The organism is Sphingomonas cavernae (assembly GCF_003590775.1).
GTDB lineage: Bacteria > Pseudomonadota > Alphaproteobacteria > Sphingomonadales > Sphingomonadaceae > Sphingobium_A > Sphingobium_A cavernae.
In genome coordinates, this window is record NZ_QYUM01000002.1 from 125136 (window position 1) to 142848 (window position 17713).

Sequence of the window (17713 nt, forward strand, 5' to 3'; positions counted from 1 at the left end):
CGCGCCGTGACGCTACGCACCCTGTTGAAACTGCAGTTCCTTTACGCCCTGCTCGGGCTCATCTATTTGGCCGTCAGCTTCATCCGGATTCAGGGAGGCGAGGCAGGGCTGAGCAAGGCTCCGCCGGCTCCAGCGGCGGCAGCGTTCGTGGTCTACGCGCTTTGCGTGTACGTTTTCGGTGTCAGGTATAGGGAAAAGCCCTACCGCATAGCCATGGCGATCGCCATCCCGGTGCTGGCCTTCGGCGGCGTATTGGTGAACATCGTCAGCTATTTCCGTATCGGGCTGGAGGGGTACCACTCGTTCGGGGCCTGGGCCATTGGCACGGCTATCAATATCTACGGCGTAATCTGGAACATCGTCGCCGCTTTTGGGAAATACGAACGTTAACGTCCGGAATGATCGCGACCCGATGCGGACAAAGGGGAACGCCAATGAGCCCGGCGCGGTCACGGCGGGCGATGACAAGCAGATCAACAATGACGGCACCGTTCCGCGAACGGAGCCGCCCGCCGAACCGGATGCCCCAGACGCGCCGCCCGCTCCAGACCCGGCAACCGAAATAGCCTATTGGGGGGTCGACCCGAGCAAGCTTGTCCCGATGCTTGTTCTCGAAATTCAGCATTTGCGCGGTCGGATCGCGGCGCTGGAAAGCGCCTAGCCGGGGGACGATTCGCCCGATTTCATGTTCTTTTCATGTACCGTCGAGAAAAAACCGTAACCCCGCGTGCGTCGATGTGCGTTGACGTAACTCCGCGTAACTCCGCGTAACTCCGCGTAACTCCACGTAATTCACCGTGTACCGTCAAATAGAACATGAAAAAACCCGGCGGAGTTAGCGCCGGGCTCTTAAGGTGTTGGTTTTCCGTGGTTTACTTGGTGCGCCCGACAGGATTCGAACCTGTGGCCCCCAGATTAGGAATCTGATGCTCTATCCTGCTGAGCTACGGGCGCTAACCTAGAATTCGCTGAATTCCTGCGGTGCAGCGATAAGAGGTCGCATAGCCCCCGTCAACCAGACCGGAACAAAGCGGCACTCCCCGGCACATTCGGGCACAATCGTGTCACACTGGCGGACACAGCCGACGCGAGCCCCGCGCGATCATCCACCATCAACAAGGACAAATCCGTGAAACGCGGGCGATGATTAGCATTTCTCGCCGCGCATTCTATATGCGTGCGCGACCCTTGGATTAGGCGGCGTGGACGAATTTGATCCAAAGCCGGATGGCAGCGAGATGGACCATGCCGAGGAAACTTGAGGGCGTTTGATCGTAGCGGGTGGCGACGGCACGATTGATTTTCAGCTTGCCGAACATTCGCTCAATGCCGTTTCGCTGCCTGTAGAGCTGCCGATCGTGCTCGATCCTTTCTCGGCGATTGGAGCGCGCCGGGATGACAGCCTGTATGCTGCGGCTCGCGAGATCGGCGCGAATGGCGTTGGTGTCGTAGCCTTTGTCGGCCAGCAGAGCCGCCGGAGCGCGGTCCGGCAGGCGGATCAGCGTGTCATAGGCCGTGCAGTCGGCGGCTTCACCACCAGTCAGGTGGAAGGCGACGGGGCGTCCTCGGGCATCAGCCAGACAGTGAAGCTTACTGGTGAACCCGCCCCGCGAGCGGCCAAGAGCGCGTCGACAAGTCCCCCTTTTCCGCCCGCTGCCGAGACATGGGCGCGAAGGGTGGTGCTGTCGATGCTGTAGTGTCCGGTGTCGGCCATGATCTCGGCAAGCGTCACCGACACGGCCTCCCAGACCCCGGCCTCGCTCCAACGACGGAACCGCCGGTAGATCGTGTTCCAATTGCCGTATTTTGGCGGGACATCGCGCCAAGCAGTCCCACAGCGCAGCCGCCAGAGTATGCCGTTGACTATCGAGAGATTCTGCTCAGGCCTGCGGCCGCGCCCTCGGTTCTCTGGCTCGATCGGCAGCAGACCCTTCAGAACGCGCCATTCTGCTTCGCTCAGATCGCCCCGGCTCAAACCTGCCTCCAAAAGGCAGCCTTGAATCAACCCACACCGTCCACGTCAACCAATTCGTCCACGCCGCCTAGTAGATTGGGGGGTGTCGGGAAAAACATAATAAACATAACATCGGCGGAAATCTGCGGGTTTGCGGCATAACCAAAACCATAACCTGACCATGACCTGATTATGTCTGATGATCATGATTTTCCTGTTGAATGTTATCCTGTGTTTTCAATGGGATTATGTTTTTGGCCAACCGAGATCAGCTCAGATTATGTTTGAACCCTAACCCGATTAATGGCGGATTTCTGCGGTTTTTCTGGCAGAGGATCGCACGGGTTACGGAGATTATGTTTTTCCCGACCCCTCCCCCTTTGGGCGGGGTTACGACCGTCTTTTTCGCTCGATCTTCACAGGGCGATTTCGGGGGCCGTAGCTGCATCAATCCGCATCAATGGGCTGAGCGTCGTCAGCTCTATCTATCGCGCTTCCTAGCCCGGTTTCCGAGGCGCGGCGGGGATGCATCAATAGCGACATAAAAAGCCCGCGGGCGAGGCGGGGGGAAAAGCGCGCGCTGCGGGGTGGCAACGGTGGTGCACAGGCGCCCGGCCCTCGCCTTGTCGGCTCGATCGCGTCGGCATCGGCCTGCCGCATCGCGCCTTGCCGTTATGTTCACTTTATGTTCCATTATTCCCCATGGATCGAATCGACGAACGCGGGTGCGGTGGACGCGCACGATGACGGGCGAGCAGGAAAGGCTACGATTCGCGCGGGCGCTCGACGTCGGCACCATCGCGCGCAGCGGCTATGGGCTCAGCGTGCGATGCACGAACAGCAAATGCGGCCACACGCGCATCGTCGACGCGCAGCCGCTCTTCGATCTCTGCAGGGCCAAGGGCTGGAATATGCACCTCGACCATATGATGAACCGGCTCAAATGCAGCCGTTGCGGTGCGAAATGGCCGCTGCTCAAGGCAACGGCGCAGCCGCCCGATAGCGGGCCAGCGCTCGGCCCGACAACGGATGAAGAATGGAAGCGATTGGTACGGCGGGCGCGGGGCTAGGCCGCCGCGCGCTGCCGTTCCTTGAACGCGATCGCATCAAGGCCGAGCAGCTCGTTGAGCTGCAGCATTGTCGCCTGGATCGGCTCGATTTCGAGTTCGAAGAACTGATCGGTCGCCTTCGCCGGATCGCCGAACCCGCCCGCGTTGGCCGGGATGATCCCCAAGAGCTGGGGCGGCACGCGGTGCGCCGCCAGCACGTCGTCGCGCGTCGTATTTTTTATACCGAGGAATTCGTCCTTGGCCGCCACCTCGGCGATCCTGATCAACTCGAGCCCGTTTTCCTTCGCGCCGTTGGGCGAATGGATGAACATATTGCGGAAATTGCCCGGCCCCTTCGCATTCTTCAGCGCTTCCTTGATGCCCTCGGCCGCGCCCTCAGCGAAATCGCCCTTAGCGTGCAGGATGAACCCGGCATGGCTCCCGTTGATGTAATAGCGGCGGCGGAACAGCGTCGCGTCTTCGTTCAGCAGGGCCGACTGCAGCGCGCTCAGATATTCGGGCAGGCCATAGATTTCCTGATTGATATCGGGCTGCAGGATCTGGCTGACACTGCCGGGCTTGAATTCGGTCTCTTGGCGATAGCCCGGCACAAACCAGAAATGGCCGGGCTTGACGCCGCGGCGCGTATATTTCGCGAGCGAATGGTCGAGGCGCAGGGGATCGCCGAGCAGATTGGTCCGGGTCTCGAAATAGCAGTTCCCGAAGATGAGCAGATCGATGACCGCGGCCTTAAACGCCTGACGGCTCACCAGCTTGCTCGGGATGAACGACGCGGCCGCCAGATTGACCTTGAGCATGATCGCCGAGCTGTGATGCGGCGAAACGCGGAATGCCCGCGCGAGTCCGTTCAGCGAAATCGGCGGCTCATACCAGCGCCCGTTATGGTAGCACTCGACCATGTCGAGCAGCTCGCGCCGGTTGAGCACCGGCTCGGGATCTCCGAAGGTGAAAGCCTGAATGGCCGGGTTGTCGTTCGCGACGCCGCCAAGCGATCGATCCATCAGAAAATCTCCATTGTGGCTTTCGGGCGTTCCTTGCCGTCGAGCGGTTCGTTGATGAGCACGTGCATGATCGCCCAGGCGAGATCCGCGTGGCCGTCGGCTTCGGACCGCCCGGCCTTGAAAGTGACGTTGCGGCCGCTGTCCGTGATCGTCTTCTTGATCGACAGAAAGCTCGACATGACGTCGGTCGCGCCCATGTCCCACGCGATGCGGGCGCGGCGGATCACGTTCTGCGCCTTCATGACCATCTGGGCCTTGAAATCGAGCGAATAGTCGATCCGTGCGACGATCGAGGCCAGCGGACCCTTGGCAAGCAACTGATAAACCGCGGAGCCCACGCCCGTCGCATCGACGCCCAGATAGGCGCAATTATAGCGGCTCAGCATCGCGACGATGAATTCGGCCTGCTGCTGATAATCGAGCCCGCGGAGCTGATGCTTTTCGAGCAGCCGGAATTGCCCGCCCGGTTCGCTCGGCGGTGCCATGATGACCAACGCGGCGTTGTCGCCCTCGGCGCTTCCCTGCGGATCATAGCCCGCCCAGACGCGCTGGTTGCCGAACGGCCGCGCGGCATCGATGTTGAAATCGGTCCAGTCGATAAGGCTATCGCAGCCGCAGGCCGTCAGATCGTTGAACTTGAAGGCCGACAGGCTGTCGTCGACGAACTGGCACAGGAAGAGGTTAGCGAATTCGTCGGGCGCATACTCATCGCGCAGCTCTTCGATGTCGAACAGGTCGCAACCGCCCGCCTCGGCATCCTCGACCGTGACAATGTGCCGCCATGTCCGATCGGCGCAAAGCATCCCGTGCTTGAGCGCTTCGTGCGAGACATCGATGTCAATCTGCTCGGCCTTTTTGCGCCCCTTGTTCTTTCGCGAACCGGTCCAATAGGGATAGGCTTGGTGCGCAACGGTCGATGGCGTCGAGAAGTATGTTTTGCGCCATTTTTTGTGCGTCGCCATGCCCGAGGCGACCTTGTTCAGCACCTCGAAGCCGTGAACCCAGAAGAATTCGTCGAAGTAGAAATTGCCGCTATAACTCTGCGCCGTTTTCGAGTTCGTGCCGAGGAAGATGAGATTGGCCGCGGGCTCGTTCTCACCGACCAGCTCGGACGTGATCGCGATCGGATCGCCCACCAGATCGACGCCGACGAGCTTTGCGAAGCCGACGATATAGCTGCGGAAGACATGCGCCTGCGCCTTCGACGCGGAAAGGAAGATCTGATTGCGTCCGGTCTCGATCGCGTCGATCAGCGCTTCGAAGGCGAAATAATAGGTCGCGCCGATCTGGCGCGATTTGAGGATCATGCGCGTACGGAAGCTCAGCGCGTTCCACCACGTTTCCTGATAGTCGAAGAGCTGGCTTTCGAAGATGCGGCGCAGCTCGGCCGCCTGCTCGGCGGTGAAGTGATTGCGCTTCGCCTTCTTCTTCGGCCCGGCGTTCCGGTTGGCGACCTTTTCGTTGAGGTCGCCTTCATGCCCGCCCGGCGCCTGATAGCGGCGAACGCGCGCCAGTCGCTCGATCTGGCGCACGAGCAGATCGATTTCCTTGAAATCGGCGCCCGTCTTCTTCTCTTTGAGGATCAGCGTATTGAGCCGCCATTCGAGATGATCCTCGATCTTGGCGATCATCGGCGCGTCGTCCCAGCGATCGCGCTGCTTCCAGCTCTGCACGGTTTTCTGATTGAGCCCCAGCTCTTCGGCGATCTGCGTTACCGGATAGCCACGCCAATAGTAGCTGCGCGCCAGACGGCGCGCATCGAAGGGAATGGCGGGCACAGGATCTGCGAGGATCGACATCGCCGCGGAGCCTAGTCACCGCGCCCCCGCCCACGCGCCAACGCCTTGATGTGCAATCGACTCTACATCAACGCACGCTTGAGACTTTCCCCCCTCTCGGTCCCTGTTCGGGCCTTCGCCGCGCCCGGCACCGAACCGAAATCGAGGGATCAACCATGGCCAAAACGAAATTCTTCTGCGTCGCTGTCGAAGGCGCCACCGTCGACGGTCGCGAAATCAGCCGCCAGTGGCTCGAAGAAATGGCCGCGTCCTACGATCCCGCGACCTACACCGCGCGCATCAATTGCGAGCACATTGCGGGCTACAGCCCCGACAAGCCCTTCAACGCCTATGGCTCAGTGCTCGCGCTGAAAACCGAGGAAGTCACGCTCAAGATCAACGGCAAGGAGGAAAAGCGCCTCGGCCTCTTCGCCCAGATCGACGCCAACGATCAGCTCATCGCGATCAACAAGGCTGGCCAGAAGCTGTTCCACTCGTGCGAGATCCATCCGAACTTCACCGGCAGCGGCAAGGCGTATCTGGTCGGGCTCGCGGTGACCGACAAGCCCGCCTCGCTGGGCACCGAGCCGCTCAAATTTGCGGCCATGTCGCGACCCAACATTTTCACCAACGCCGAAGAAACCACGATCGAGCTGCTGACCGCAGCGCCGGGCGGCAATGAACCGGGTTGGGCGGCCTCGCTCAAGGGCGCGCTCGACGCGTTCACCGCGAAATTCGCGGCCAACAACGAGACGAAGCAGCCCGAAACGCCCCCGCCGCCGCCGCCCGCGAACGACAATGACATGGCGAAATTCGCTGTCGCTATCGGCGAGACCGTCAGCGCGGCGATCACTGCCTATGCGGCGACAAATGACGCCGCGGTCGCGCAGATCGGCGCGAGTCTCGCCGAGCTGCGCACCAAGCTCGAAACCACCGAGACGAAAGATTTCAAGCGCCAGCCCGCATCGGGCGGCAATGGCGCTCCGCTCACCGACTGCTGATCCCGACACGTCCGCCCGCCCCGTCCATTTTTCGCCCAGGAGCCCACGCCCATGCGTAACGAAACCCGCGTTCTCTTCACCGCCTATGTCAGCCAGATCGCGCTGCTGAATGGCGTTGCCGACGCATCCGTCAAATTCAGCGTCGCGCCATCGGTCGAACAGACGCTTGAAGAGAAGATTCAGGACTCCAGCGACTTCCTGACTGAAATCAACCTCGTTCCCGTGCCCGCGCAGACCGGCGACAAGGTCGGCGTGAGCGTCACGCGCCCGCTTGCTGGTCGCACCAACACCGCCGCGGGCAATCGTCGCACGCCCACCGATCCGACCGACACCACGGACGACGGCGGCTATTGCTGCCGCCAGACCAACTTCGATCACGCGATCAAATACACCAAGCTCGACGCGTGGCGCCACAAGCCGGAATTCCAGACGCTGCTCCGTGACGCTATCCTAAAACAGCAGGGCCGCGATCGCATCATGATCGGCTTCAACGGCACGTCGGCTGCTGCGCAGACCGATCGCGTCGCCAATCCGCTGCTGCAGGACGTGAACGAAGGCTGGCTCCACAAGATCCGCACGCATGCGCCGACGCGCGTGCTCAACGACGGCGAGCTGACGGCGGGCGCCCTCAAGGCGATCTACGTCGCTGCCGGTGTCGAGGTCGTCGATCCGGACGGCACCAACACCGCCACCGCCAAGGCCGACTATGCCAATCTCGACGCGCTCGCCTTCGATGCGCTCGATCTGATCGATCCATGGCACCGCAGCGACACCGATCTGGTGGTCATCGTTGGCTGGAAGCTGGTCAAGGACAAGTATCTCAATCTGCTGCAGGCCGCCGGCGACACCGCGACCGAGCGCGAGGCCGCACATCGCATCCTGACGCTTCCCAAGCAGCTCGCGGGCAAGCGTGCAGTGATCGTACCCTTCTTCCCCGAAGACGCGCTGATGGTCACCAGCCTCGATAACCTGTCGATCTACTGGCAGGAAGAGACCCGCCGTCGTCAGATCAAGGATGAACCGGCGCTCGATCAGATCGAAAACTACGAGTCGGTCAACGAAGACTATGTCGTCGAGGACTACGGCCGCAGCGCGCTCGTTGAAAACGTCGTCATGGGCAAGAAGCCCGCCTGATCCCTCCCGATCTCTCCATCTGACAGGACACGCACATGAGCCTTGCTCGCCGCAACCGGGACCGCATAGCCGCTGCCCTTATCGTCGCGTCCGCTCCCGATGATGGAGCGGTGCTGCCCGTCGCCGATGCCCATGCGGCCTCGGCGGCGGCGCAGATCGGGATGCGCCTGACGCACGATCGCCGCCGCCTCAAGGAAATCCAGTCGCGCGAGCGCAAAATTGTCGCCAAGCGCGATATGATCCCCGACTATCTCCCGTGGATCGAGGGCATCCTTGCGGCGGGCGAGGCCACCGGCAATGGCGTGGCCGATCCCGTCATCCCCACCATCATGATCTGGGCGATCGACACCGAGGATTTCGATCTGGCGCTGCGCCTGGTCGAATATGTCCAGCGCCACAAGCTCCCCCTGCCCGCCCAATTTGAGCGCCAGACGGCCACGCTGATCGTCGAGGAAATCTCGGAAGTGGCGCTGCGCCATCTGCTCGATGGGCGCGAATTCTCGATCGACGTGCTCGAAACGGTCGAACTTCTCACGGGCGATGACGACATGCCCGATGAAGTTCGCGCCAAACTGTTCAAGGCGATCGGCCTCGAAACCGCGCGCCTTGCGGATGCGGCGGGCACAGCGCCCAGCCCTGCCCACGAAAGCGCTCTCGCAGCCCTGCGCCGCGCGCAGGAGCTGTATGACCGCATCGGGGTCAAGGATCGCATCAAGCGCATCGAGAAAGCGAACGAAAAGGCGGCTGAGGCTGAGCGTGTCGCTGAGGCTGAGCGTGCGGCCGATGCTGAGCGCGCCGCCGAGGCTGAGCGTGCCGCCGATGCTGAGCGCGCCGCCGAGGCTGAGCGTGCCGCCGAGGCCGAACGTGCTGCTGAGGCCGAACGTGCTGCTGAGGCCGAACGTGCTGCTGAGGCCGAACGTGCTGCTGAGGCCGCAAAAGGCAAAGGCGGCAAGCCCGCCAAGGATAACACCGGCAAGGCCGGTCAATAGCTCGCCCCCCGGCGCTCGGGGGGCGGTTGGATAGTCGGTGAGTTCCCTACTCCATCCGGCTCATCCTTCCCCACCCCCCGTTTGCCGAGGGCGAGCACAAAGGAGGCGAACCCATGTTAATTGCTCTTGGCGTCTATGCCGTTGTTGCTCTGCTCGTGCTGCTCTGGGCCATTTCCGCCGCGCTGCGCGAGCCGACCGCGCACGGTCAGTCGATCCTGCTTCCGCTTGCGTTCCTGCTTGCCGCGCTCTGGCCCGGCGCTCTCATCTATCTGATCGTGATCTTGATCGTCGAGGGTGCGCGCTGGGTCCGCTCCTGCTTCGGCTGATCGAGTAAGCGCATGTCCGGCCTCATCTCCATCGTTTCCCCGCCCGCCGATCCCGACGCGCCCGCGCCCGAGCCGATCCTTGTTGAAGCCGATGGCTGGTTTCCGGCCATAGACCTGACGGCGATGCGCGCGGCGCGGCGCCTGGACGACACGATCACGACGGAAAGGCTTCGCGACGCGGTGCGCAACGCGATGGCAACCGTGATGAACGACCTGCTCGATTGGCAGGGTGATCAGATCTTCGCAGGCCATGCCAGCCTTGAGGCGGTTCCCTCGCCCGATCTCGACGGCGAAAGCCGCCTGCTCCGCGCATGGACGCGCGCCGTCTATTGCTACGCCCGCGCCGAGCTGGTCGAGGAATATGCCGACTATGACGCGACGGGCTCGGGCGAGCGCAAGGGCGAGGATCTCGATCCAGCCCCCGGCAAGCTGCGGCGCGACGGGCTGGGCGCCATCCGCGACATTCTCGGCAAGCCGCGCACGCTCGTGGAATCGATCTGATGGCGACGACGGTCCACGCACGGCAGGGCGACACGCTCGACGGGCTGATCTGGCGCGAGGCCGGGCTCGGCTCCAGCGCGATCGCGCTCGTGTTCGAAGCAAACCCCGGCATCGCCGAGCTTGGGCCAATTCTGCCCCATGGGCACCCCGTAACCATCCCCTCCATCGCGCCCGCACCCGACAAGCTGCAGCTCGTCCAGCTCTGGGACTGAGGAAAAGGACACCGAATGACCGTTCAGGAATTGATCGATGCGGGCATCAACCTTGCGGGCGCAGTGATCGCCGCGATCGGGCCTGCCGCCATGGGCTCGGCCGTCGCGCAGGCATGGAAGCCGGGCCTGAGCTGGCGCCAGCGCATCGTTCAATGGGTGGTCGGGATCTGCGTATCCTATTTCGTCACCCGCGCGCTCGGCGTGTGGCTGGGCTGGCACGAATTCGTCAGTCAGGCCATGGGATTCGTCATCGGCATGGTGGCATTCGAGGTCGCGCCGCGCTTCGTCAAGGCCGCGGGCGACACCGCCGCGCAGCTCCCCGACGCAATCAAGGATTACTTCCTCAAGCGGAAAGGCCCTTCGGCATGACGACGCCCGCCTACATGGACCCGGAAAAGATCCATTCTCTGACCATCCACTGTGCCGCGACACCTGAAGGCCGCGACGTGAAAGCCGCGACGATCTCGAAATGGGATCAGGAAAAATTCGGGCAGACCAGCTATCACCACGTCGTCGAGCTGGACGGGACCGCCGTGCGCACGCTCAGCGATGATCAGCGCGGCGCGCATACGGGCGGCGCCAACACCGGCAACATCGGCATCTGCTATGTCGGCGGCGTCGATGCGAAAATGAACGCCAAGGACACCCGCACCGCCGCCCAGCGCGCCACGCTCGCCCGCCTCGTGCGTGAGTATCGCGAGCGCTATCCCGGTATCATCGTGCGCGGGCACCGCGACTGGCCGGGCGTCAAAAAAGCGTGCCCGAGCTTCGACGTCGCCGCATGGCTCAAGTCCGTGAGGCTGGCCTGATGTTCGGCATCGCCAAGGCTCTGGGCTGGATCAGCGGGAATCGGCACTGGCTGACGCTGCTCGCGGTGGCCGCCGCAGCCGCCTTCCTGTTCGTGCGCGGCGAGACGTTCCGCATGGACCGCGATCGGATAGCCAGCACCGCCGATGGCATCTGCGCGGCCGCGGGCAGCGGATTTCAGCCCGAGGGCGTCGCAAAGAGCGATCGCGGTAAGGCCTGCCGCAAGGCTGTCGAGCGCCTCGCCGCCTTCGAACGTGAAACCCGGTCCGAAAGCGCGCGCGTGCTGAGCGAGGTGAACCGCGAGCGCGAGACCAAGACACAGGCGGATATCGCGCGGGCGAGCAGCAATGCCCAGGCGGCGCGTGACGCCCAGATCCTCATGGAGAAAGCTGATGGCAAAATCGCAAATGATGACCGCGTTGACGGTGGCTGGTTTGATGCTTTCAATCGCGCTGCAGGGCTGCGCCCACCGCGTTGAGACGCCGCCAGCGCCTGCCGTCGTCGCGGTGCCCGTCAAGGATACGCCGCCCGCGGATCTGCTGATCTGCCCTGAAAAGCCCGAGGGATTTCCGGTCGATGCCGAAGCGACCATGCCCGCGCCCGTGCGCGCCGCGGCGATCCGGCTCGGCCGCGCCTATGCGGCGGTCTACGGTCAGCTCGTGCGCCTGATTGAATGGGAACAGCCGGGCGCCTGCGCGCCGCGTGCTGCGCCCTGATCCGAAAGCATCGCCGATGTATAAGCCCGACAGCCTGCGCAAGTTCCTGACCACTGCAATCCCCGAGATCAAGCGCAGCCCCGAAAAGCTACACATTTTCATCACGCGCGGCGCGGTCCGCTCAACCGGCGCGAACAAGCTGGGCTTCGCCTATCGCTACACGCTCACGCTGTTGATCGAGGATTTCGGCGGTTCGCCCGACAAGCTCACCCTGCCCGTTCTGATCTGGCTATCGCGCCACCAGCCCCAGCTCTTCGCGAAGGCGCTGCAGGGCGGCGACAGCTTCGCGTTCGATGCCGACATTCTGGCGAACGATAAGGCGGATATCGAGATCCGGCTCGAGCTGGACGAAACCGTGACGGTCAAGCTCCTGCCCAACGGCAGCTATGAGGTCGATCATCCCGAAGAGCCGGTCTATGACAGCCCCTTCGAAAGCGTGTCGGGCGACGTGCGCCTCTGGAAACTGTTCCTGAAAGACGAGCTGATCGCCGAGGCATTGTTTCCTGACGGCCCGCCGCCGATCCCATGAGCGAAGATCTGGCGGAAATCGAAAACTGGATTGCCGGGCTCACCGCGCGGCTGTCGGATTCTGATCGCGCGCGTCTTGGACGGCGGCTCTCCGTCGATCTTCGCCACGCACAGGCCGAGCGCATCGCATCGCAGCGCAACCCGGACGGCTCGGCCTTTGAGCCTCGCAAGCCCCAACGCGAACCGCTCCGCGCGCAGAAAGGGCGCATCCAGCGCCGCGTGAAGGCGCGCGCCATGTTCGCCAAGCTGCGGCGGCCGAAATACCTTCGCGCCGAATCGTCGGCCAGCGAGATCAGCGTCGGTTTCGAAGGCGCGGCCGCGCGCGTAGCGGCCGTTCACCAGCGCGGTCTGCGCGATCGTGTGTCAAAGCAGCCCGGCGCGCCCGAGGTCGACTATCCCCGGCGCGAGCTGCTCGGCCTGACCGAAGCCGATCGCGCGCGCCTCATGGACGCAATTCTGCGTCATCTGGGCGAATGATAGACCGTTACGCGTGGCGTGTCGGCTGAATATCGATCCGCATTCCCAGCGCCTTCAGCACCGGCAGCAGCGTGCCCAGGCGCGGATTGCCGCGCGGGCTCAGCGATTTGTAGAGCGCTTCGCGCGTCACGCCCGCCTCTTCTGCGATCTTTGCCATGCCGCTGGCCTTGGCGACGTCGCCGATCGCCGCCGCAATCAGCGCCGGGTCACCATCCTCGAAGGCGGCCGCAAGATAGGCCGCCACCGCCTCTTCGTCGTCCAGATGCTCGGCCGCATCCCAAGCCGTGATTTTCTCGGCCATGTTCATCATTCCTCCAAATCTGCCGCCAGAGCCTTCGCCTTGACGATATCGCCTTCCTGACTGGCTTTGTCGCCACCGCACAGCAGGATCACCACCACCTCGCCGCGCTGGACGAAATAGACCCGGTAACCCGGCCCGTAGTCCACGCGCAGCTCGCTCACGCCTTCGCCCACCGGCTTCACATCGCCGAAATTGCCGAGCGAGACGCGACGAATGCGAATATCGATCCGCGCGCGCGCCGTTCGATCGCGCAGTTTGCGGAACCATTTGGCGTAGGTCTCTGTCTGGCGAATTTCGATCATGAGTAATCTATAGATTACGCTGAACGACACTGTCAACTATAGATTACAGATGGCAGGGCTGTTGATGTAGAGTCAACTGCACAGCAACGCGCGCTGGCCCGCGCGCGAATGCGGCGGCGACATGGCCGCCATGGCCGAAACCGCGCAAACCTTCACCGCTGTCGATCTGTCGCGCCTCCCCGCGCCCAAGGTGATCGAAGAGCTGTCCTATGAGGCGACATTCGCGGCGATGCTCGCCGCGCTGCTCGAAGTCCTGCCCGATTTCGACGCCACTGTTGAAAGCGACCCTGCGGTGAAGGTGCTGCAGGTTGCCGCGCTTTTCGTGATGATGGATCGCCAGCGCGTCAACGAGGCCGCGCGCGCCGTCATGCCCGCCTATGCGATCGGCACGGATCTTGATCATCTGGCGGCACTGCTCGGCATAGCGCGGCTCCAGCTCGATCCCGGCAATCCCGAGCTTGGCATTCCGCCAACGATGGAATCGGACGCCGATTTCCGGCGCCGCATGGTGCTCGCCCCCGAAGGTTATTCGGTCGCGGGGCCGGAAGGCGCCTATATCTCGCACGCGCTCAACGCGCACCCCGACGCGCTCGATGCGAGCGCGACCAGCCCGACGCCCGGTCACGTCATCATCACCGTCCTGTCGCGCGATGGCGACGGCGCGGCTTCGCCCGAATTGCTCGATGCGGTCGAGGCGCGCGTGTCCGACGAAAGCGTTCGTCCGCTCACCGATTATGTGACCGTCCAGAGCGCGGCGATCGTCAACTATGCGGTCGCAGCCGAGCTGCGCACCTTTGCCGGGCCTGACGGCAGCGTCGTGCTCGATGAAGCGCTGCGCAGGCTCGATGCCTATATCGAGGGCAGTCATCGCCTCGGCCGCGATGTGACGCGCTCGGGGATCTATGCTGCTCTCCACAGCGAAGGCGTCCAGAATGTCACGCTCACCAGCCCTGCGGCCGATATCGTGCTCGATCGCACACAGGCGAGCTGGTGCACGGCGATCAACGTCGTCCATGTGGGCGTTGGCGAATGAGCCTGCTGCCGCCGAATGCCACGCCGCTGGAGCGCGCGCTTGAAGCGGCCGTTGCCCGCGTTTCGGGCGTGCCCGTCCCGATCCGCGACCTGTTCAGCCCAGATCGATGCCCGGTCAATCTGCTGCCTTGGCTCGCCTGGTATCTGTCGCTCGATAGCTGGTCGAGCGACTGGCCCGAGGGCGTCAAGCGCGAGCGCGTGCGACAGGCTATCCCGATCCAGCGCCGAAAGGGAACCGCCCGCTCTGTGCGCGACGTCGTCGAAAGCTTCGGCGGATCGGTGGCGCTGCGCGAATGGTGGCAGCTTGACGAACCCGGAGATCCCCACACCTTTGAGCTGATCCTGACGCTCAACGGACAGGGAGGCGTTCCGGTCAGCGCCGCTTTCGTCGATGCCGTTATCGCGGAAGTCCACCGCACCAAGCCCGTGCGATCGCACTTCACCTTTACGCAGGGCCTGCAGGCCGAAGGGAGCGTCGGTTTGATCGGCGTTGCTCGCCCCGCGGTGTTCGTGCGGCTGACTGCCAACGCCCCCGCCGCATGAACCACCCCGACCCCAGCCCCCGGAGACACCGCCCATGAGCGCCATCACGATCATCATTACCGACGCCGGGCGCGCCGCGATCGTCAATGCCCAGAATACCGGCACTGCGCCCGTGACGATCGCACAGTGCGGCGTCTCGCCGACCGCCTTTGCTGCGTCCAAGACGACGACGGTGCTGCCCGACGAATTCAAGCGCATTGCGGCGCTCTCGGGCGATGTGGTGGACGACGACACGATTCACCTGATCGTCCGCGACGAAAGCAACCAGACCTATGCCGTGCGCAGCTTTGCGCTCTATCTCGCCGATGGCACGCTGTTCGGCGTCTATAGCCAGGCCGCGCCGATCATCGAGAAATCGGCGCAGTCAATGCTGCTGCTCGCGATCGATATCCGCTTTGAAGATATCGACGCAGATCTGATCACCTTCGGCGACGCGAATTTCCTGCTGCCGCCCGCAACCACCGAGATCATGGGCGTTGTCGAGCTGGCGACCGATGACGAAGCCGACACGGGCACCGATGATCGCCGCGTCGTGACGGCCAAGGCGCTGCGCTACGCAGTCACGCGATGGCTCGACGATCGCTTGGGCGCGGGCGCGCCCTCGGCCTTCATGAAAACCCTGCTCACTGCGGCCAGCGCGATTGCGCTGCGCGCGGCGATCGGGATCAAGTCGGCAGCGCTCAAGGATGAAGGCGCGGGCAATGGGCTCGACGCGGATCTGCTCGACGGGCAGCAGGGCGCCTATTACACGAACATCCCAGCGCGTTTGGGCTATGTCCCTTGGGGGCCGAGCAATGACGGCTCAGGATCGGGCATGGATGCGGACACCGTCGACGGCCGTCACGCTTCGGAATTCGCACTGCTGACCGGCGCGATATTCACGGGTGCCTTGCGCGCAACGCGATTTACCGCAACCACCGATGACGGTCTGCGCCTTCTCGGTGCAGGGCCTTATATCTCGTTCTACAATGCGGCCGAGAGCACGCGTTTTGGCTTCATCCAGCACAATGCGACAAACATAATTATCGCCAATGAGGTTGGCGGCGGCGCCGTTCAGGTCAACAACAATTTCGGCATTGGAGCCGCGCCGACCACTCATTTTGAAGTCTCAAATGCTGCGTGGCCCATAGCCCGTCTGCGCAAAGCGGGCGTCGGATTTTGGGATATGAGCGCCGGTATCGGCGGTGCGGGCGGCAATAGCTGGTGCCTGAGCGTTAACGGCGGCGCATCATTGTTTGAGGTCAACACCAACGGCGATACGAAATTCGCGGGAAACCTCGGTATCGGGGTTACGCCATCGCACAGGCTGCACGTCAAAGGGGGCAATGCTGCATTTATTCCGTTTTCTACCCCGACTGGCGTAGGCGACGCGCAGCAAATAATGATCGGCGAGGCAAGCGATAATGGCCTGTACCGTATGCGGCTGGGTTACTATAACCAAGGAACGTACAAAGGCTCCATTGATGTTATAGCCGGTGGGGTGGCCGCTGATCTTGTATTGCAAGGCAGCGGTGGGAATGTCGGCATCGGCATAGGTCCGAGCTACAAGCTCGACGTGAACGGCATCTTGAACGCTGGCGGGTTTTTCGTGGGTGGCGCCGCGCTTGCGGGCGGCACTCCTGCCGAGAAGGTGCTCTATGCCGGCACGAGTTTTCTGCACATTCTCAAACATGACGGCTCGACCGCGTTCGTCACGCTCAACAACACCACGGGCGGCGTGTCGTTCACCGGATCCCTGACCGCTGGGGGATCCCTCGTCTGGACGGCCGGGAATGATGGCGCGGGTTCTGGCATGGACGCCGATATGCTCGACGGCCTGCATGCCAGCCAGTTCTGGCGGCCCGACAACGACGGCCCCGGCTCCGGCATGGACGCCGACATGCTCGATGGCCTGCACGCGTCGGCCTTCGTTCTTGCGTCGCAATATGCAAGCCGGAGCCTTGCCCAGAATGGATATCAGGTGCTGCCCTCGGGTCTGATCATTCAGTGGGGCCGCTTTACCGCGCTGGCCAACACATCGACATCGGTCACTTTCCCTATCCAGTTCCCCAATGGTGCCTTCGCGGCGACCGTGAGCGGCGTTTCCAGCGGCGGCGTCGATCAACAGGACAACACTGCCGATGTCACCAGCATCGCGCCCGCTGCGATGACCGTCTGGAGCGCCGACAACACCCACAACACCACGCACTACATCGCAATCGGCTATTGAGGAGCGCGCACATGTCCCGATATTTCAGCCCCGGCAGTGGCGGCTTCTTCGACACTGCCATCCATGCGATCGTCCCGAGCGACGCCGTCCCTGTCACCGACGCGGAATATGACGCGCTGTTCGAGGCGCAGGCCAATGGCGCGATCATCAAGCCCCATGCGGACGGTCACCCGGTGGCGGTTCCCCTTGCCGAGCCGACGCTCGACGAACGCCGCGCGCGCGCCGTCGATCGGGTAAAACGTGAAGCGGCCCGGCGCATTGACCTAATCGCACCCGTCTGGCGCCAGATGAACGCCATTCGCGAAGGCGTTCCGCTTGATTGGTCTGCCATCGACGCGATCCGCGAGGCGTCCGACGTGCTCGAAGCCATGATCGCGACCAGCTCGGCCGCGCAGCTCGCCGCGCTCGACGTTGCCGCAAATGACAACTGGCCCGCAACCGCGGCCGCCTGAAAGGAATCGCCATGAAAACCCGTATGAGCGCCTATGATCCCGAAACCCGCTCGGTCACCGTCACTTTCAGCGACGGCACGATCAGCCACAAGCGCACCGTGAACGCCTGCCTCGACGCGGAGGGCTATTTCGACCGCAAGGCAACAGCCGAGCGCGTGCAGGAAGTGGCGCGCGGAGTCGCCGTGAAGATCGCCGCGGGCGTGGTCACCAATCCGCCCAAGCCCGAGCGCAAGCGCAAGGCTGGCTGACGAATCTCCCTCGGGTTTCCGAGGGGGGCCAAGGTGCTGTCACACCTTGAGCCGCGAGATTGGGCTCTCGCACGTCGCACGATCCGGAATCGTGTTCAGTTCCCCCCTTCCGAGCGCACCGGAGCGGGGCGT

General features: G+C 63.2%; 25 protein-coding genes, 1 tRNA gene and 1 pseudogene. 20 read left to right on the top strand and 7 right to left on the bottom strand.

Annotation, left to right across the window (positions count from 1 at the left end):
• Nucleotides 1–6: 6 nt before the first annotated feature.
• Both D3876_RS00835 and D3876_RS00840 read left to right on the top strand, forming a co-directional pair.
• Nucleotides 7–390, top strand: a complete 384-nt coding sequence (locus tag D3876_RS00835; RefSeq protein WP_119759248.1) for a hypothetical protein — start codon at nucleotides 7–9, stop codon at nucleotides 388–390.
• 22 nt (nucleotides 391–412) lie between these two features.
• Nucleotides 413–661 (top strand): hypothetical protein, encoded by a 249-nt coding sequence (locus D3876_RS00840; RefSeq protein ID WP_119759249.1) that lies wholly within the window; start codon nucleotides 413–415, stop codon nucleotides 659–661.
• A 216-nt stretch (nucleotides 662–877) separates the two neighbouring features.
• Here D3876_RS00840 and D3876_RS00845 read toward each other — a convergent pair.
• From D3876_RS00845 to D3876_RS20665, 3 genes and pseudogenes are all read right to left on the bottom strand, one after another.
• Nucleotides 878–954 (bottom strand) — tRNA-Arg (locus D3876_RS00845).
• A 239-nt stretch (nucleotides 955–1193) separates the two neighbouring features.
• Nucleotides 1194–1826 (bottom strand): IS5 family transposase, encoded by a 633-nt coding sequence (locus D3876_RS00850; RefSeq protein WP_338014295.1) that lies wholly within the window; start codon nucleotides 1824–1826, stop codon nucleotides 1194–1196.
• Nucleotides 1796–2005, bottom strand: a pseudogene (locus tag D3876_RS20665) (transposase); the annotation flags it as partial. The pseudogene D3876_RS20665 and the gene D3876_RS00850, both read right to left, overlap by 31 nt.
• A gap of 692 nt (nucleotides 2006–2697) precedes the next feature.
• On the opposite strand from D3876_RS20665, the gene D3876_RS00855 reads away from it, so the two are divergent.
• Complete coding sequence (locus D3876_RS00855) at nucleotides 2698–3024, top strand: hypothetical protein (protein ID WP_119759250.1); 327 nt, start codon at nucleotides 2698–2700, stop codon at nucleotides 3022–3024.
• Here D3876_RS00855 and D3876_RS00860 read toward each other — a convergent pair.
• Together D3876_RS00860 and D3876_RS00865 are read right to left on the bottom strand one after the other, a co-directional pair.
• Nucleotides 3021–4025: a phage portal protein gene (locus D3876_RS00860; RefSeq protein WP_119759251.1), complete on the bottom strand. Its 1005-nt coding sequence runs from the start codon at nucleotides 4023–4025 to the stop codon at nucleotides 3021–3023. The two genes, D3876_RS00855 and D3876_RS00860, sit on opposite strands and share 4 nt — an antisense overlap.
• Nucleotides 4025–5824 (bottom strand): terminase large subunit domain-containing protein, encoded by a 1800-nt coding sequence (locus D3876_RS00865; protein WP_119759252.1) that lies wholly within the window; start codon nucleotides 5822–5824, stop codon nucleotides 4025–4027. Before D3876_RS00865 ends, D3876_RS00860 begins: the two co-directional genes overlap by 1 nt.
• 155 nt (nucleotides 5825–5979) lie before the next feature.
• Between D3876_RS00865 and D3876_RS00870 the strand changes: the two genes are divergently transcribed.
• The 12 genes from D3876_RS00870 (at nucleotide 5980) to D3876_RS00925 (ending at nucleotide 12494) form a co-directional block, all read left to right on the top strand.
• Nucleotides 5980–6804 carry a GPO family capsid scaffolding protein gene (locus D3876_RS00870; protein ID WP_119759253.1) on the top strand — a complete coding sequence of 275 codons (825 nt, stop codon included), beginning with the start codon at nucleotides 5980–5982 and terminating at the stop codon, nucleotides 6802–6804.
• A 51-nt stretch (nucleotides 6805–6855) separates the two neighbouring features.
• On the top strand, nucleotides 6856–7938 hold the full coding sequence (locus D3876_RS00875) for a phage major capsid protein, P2 family (protein WP_119759254.1): 1083 nt from the start codon (nucleotides 6856–6858) through the stop codon (nucleotides 7936–7938).
• Between the two features lie 35 nt (nucleotides 7939–7973).
• Nucleotides 7974–8927, top strand: a complete 954-nt coding sequence (gpM, locus tag D3876_RS00880) for a phage terminase small subunit (RefSeq protein ID WP_119759255.1) — start codon at nucleotides 7974–7976, stop codon at nucleotides 8925–8927.
• A 113-nt stretch (nucleotides 8928–9040) separates the two neighbouring features.
• The gene (locus D3876_RS00885; protein ID WP_119759256.1) at nucleotides 9041–9253 is read left to right on the top strand and encodes a hypothetical protein; all 213 of its coding nucleotides are present in this window, start codon (nucleotides 9041–9043) and stop codon (nucleotides 9251–9253) included.
• A 12-nt stretch (nucleotides 9254–9265) separates the two neighbouring features.
• Nucleotides 9266–9754 (top strand): head completion/stabilization protein, encoded by a 489-nt coding sequence (locus D3876_RS00890; RefSeq protein ID WP_119759257.1) that lies wholly within the window; start codon nucleotides 9266–9268, stop codon nucleotides 9752–9754.
• Complete coding sequence (locus D3876_RS00895; RefSeq protein ID WP_119759258.1) at nucleotides 9754–9966, top strand: tail protein X; 213 nt, start codon at nucleotides 9754–9756, stop codon at nucleotides 9964–9966. Before D3876_RS00890 ends, D3876_RS00895 begins: the two co-directional genes overlap by 1 nt.
• Before the next feature lie 15 nt (nucleotides 9967–9981).
• Nucleotides 9982–10335 carry a hypothetical protein gene (locus D3876_RS00900; RefSeq protein WP_119759259.1) on the top strand — a complete coding sequence of 118 codons (354 nt, stop codon included), beginning with the start codon at nucleotides 9982–9984 and terminating at the stop codon, nucleotides 10333–10335.
• Nucleotides 10332–10775 (top strand): N-acetylmuramoyl-L-alanine amidase, encoded by a 444-nt coding sequence (locus tag D3876_RS00905; RefSeq protein ID WP_119759260.1) that lies wholly within the window; start codon nucleotides 10332–10334, stop codon nucleotides 10773–10775. Before D3876_RS00900 ends, D3876_RS00905 begins: the two co-directional genes overlap by 4 nt.
• A complete protein-coding gene (locus tag D3876_RS00910) occupies nucleotides 10775–11251 on the top strand; it encodes a hypothetical protein (protein WP_119759261.1) in 477 nt (158 codons plus the stop codon). The genes D3876_RS00905 and D3876_RS00910 overlap by 1 nt, the downstream gene beginning before the upstream one ends.
• Nucleotides 11211–11489 carry a hypothetical protein gene (locus D3876_RS00915; RefSeq protein ID WP_238475178.1) on the top strand — a complete coding sequence of 93 codons (279 nt, stop codon included), beginning with the start codon at nucleotides 11211–11213 and terminating at the stop codon, nucleotides 11487–11489. Before D3876_RS00910 ends, D3876_RS00915 begins: the two co-directional genes overlap by 41 nt.
• Nucleotides 11490–11505: 16 nt before the next feature.
• On the top strand, nucleotides 11506–12018 hold the full coding sequence (locus D3876_RS00920) for a phage tail protein (protein ID WP_119759262.1): 513 nt from the start codon (nucleotides 11506–11508) through the stop codon (nucleotides 12016–12018).
• Nucleotides 12015–12494: a phage virion morphogenesis protein gene (locus D3876_RS00925; protein WP_119759263.1), complete on the top strand. Its 480-nt coding sequence runs from the start codon at nucleotides 12015–12017 to the stop codon at nucleotides 12492–12494. Before D3876_RS00920 ends, D3876_RS00925 begins: the two co-directional genes overlap by 4 nt.
• Before the next feature lie 7 nt (nucleotides 12495–12501).
• On the opposite strand, the gene D3876_RS00930 is transcribed toward D3876_RS00925, so the two are convergent.
• Both D3876_RS00930 and D3876_RS00935 read right to left on the bottom strand, forming a co-directional pair.
• Nucleotides 12502–12795, bottom strand: a complete 294-nt coding sequence (locus D3876_RS00930; protein WP_119760861.1) for an addiction module antidote protein — start codon at nucleotides 12793–12795, stop codon at nucleotides 12502–12504.
• A gap of 5 nt (nucleotides 12796–12800) precedes the next feature.
• Nucleotides 12801–13097, bottom strand: a complete 297-nt coding sequence (locus tag D3876_RS00935) for a type II toxin-antitoxin system RelE/ParE family toxin (RefSeq protein WP_119759264.1) — start codon at nucleotides 13095–13097, stop codon at nucleotides 12801–12803.
• Between the two features lie 121 nt (nucleotides 13098–13218).
• On the opposite strand from D3876_RS00935, the gene D3876_RS00940 reads away from it, so the two are divergent.
• Genes D3876_RS00940 through D3876_RS00960 form a run of 5 tightly spaced genes read left to right on the top strand, consistent with a single transcriptional unit; the run spans nucleotide 13219 to nucleotide 17581 of the window.
• Entirely contained in the window at nucleotides 13219–14130 is a 912-nt protein-coding gene (locus D3876_RS00940) for a baseplate assembly protein (protein WP_338014296.1), read from the top strand.
• A complete protein-coding gene (locus D3876_RS00945; protein WP_119759265.1) occupies nucleotides 14127–14672 on the top strand; it encodes a phage tail protein I in 546 nt (181 codons plus the stop codon). The genes D3876_RS00940 and D3876_RS00945 overlap by 4 nt, the downstream gene beginning before the upstream one ends.
• 34 nt (nucleotides 14673–14706) lie before the next feature.
• On the top strand, nucleotides 14707–16881 hold the full coding sequence (locus D3876_RS00950; RefSeq protein ID WP_119759266.1) for a gp53-like domain-containing protein: 2175 nt from the start codon (nucleotides 14707–14709) through the stop codon (nucleotides 16879–16881).
• Between the two features lie 11 nt (nucleotides 16882–16892).
• Nucleotides 16893–17333: a hypothetical protein gene (locus D3876_RS00955; RefSeq protein WP_119759267.1), complete on the top strand. Its 441-nt coding sequence runs from the start codon at nucleotides 16893–16895 to the stop codon at nucleotides 17331–17333.
• Between the two features lie 11 nt (nucleotides 17334–17344).
• Nucleotides 17345–17581, top strand: coding sequence for a hypothetical protein (locus D3876_RS00960; protein ID WP_119759268.1), 237 nt, complete (start codon nucleotides 17345–17347; stop codon nucleotides 17579–17581).
• Nucleotides 17582–17713 lie beyond the last annotated feature (132 nt).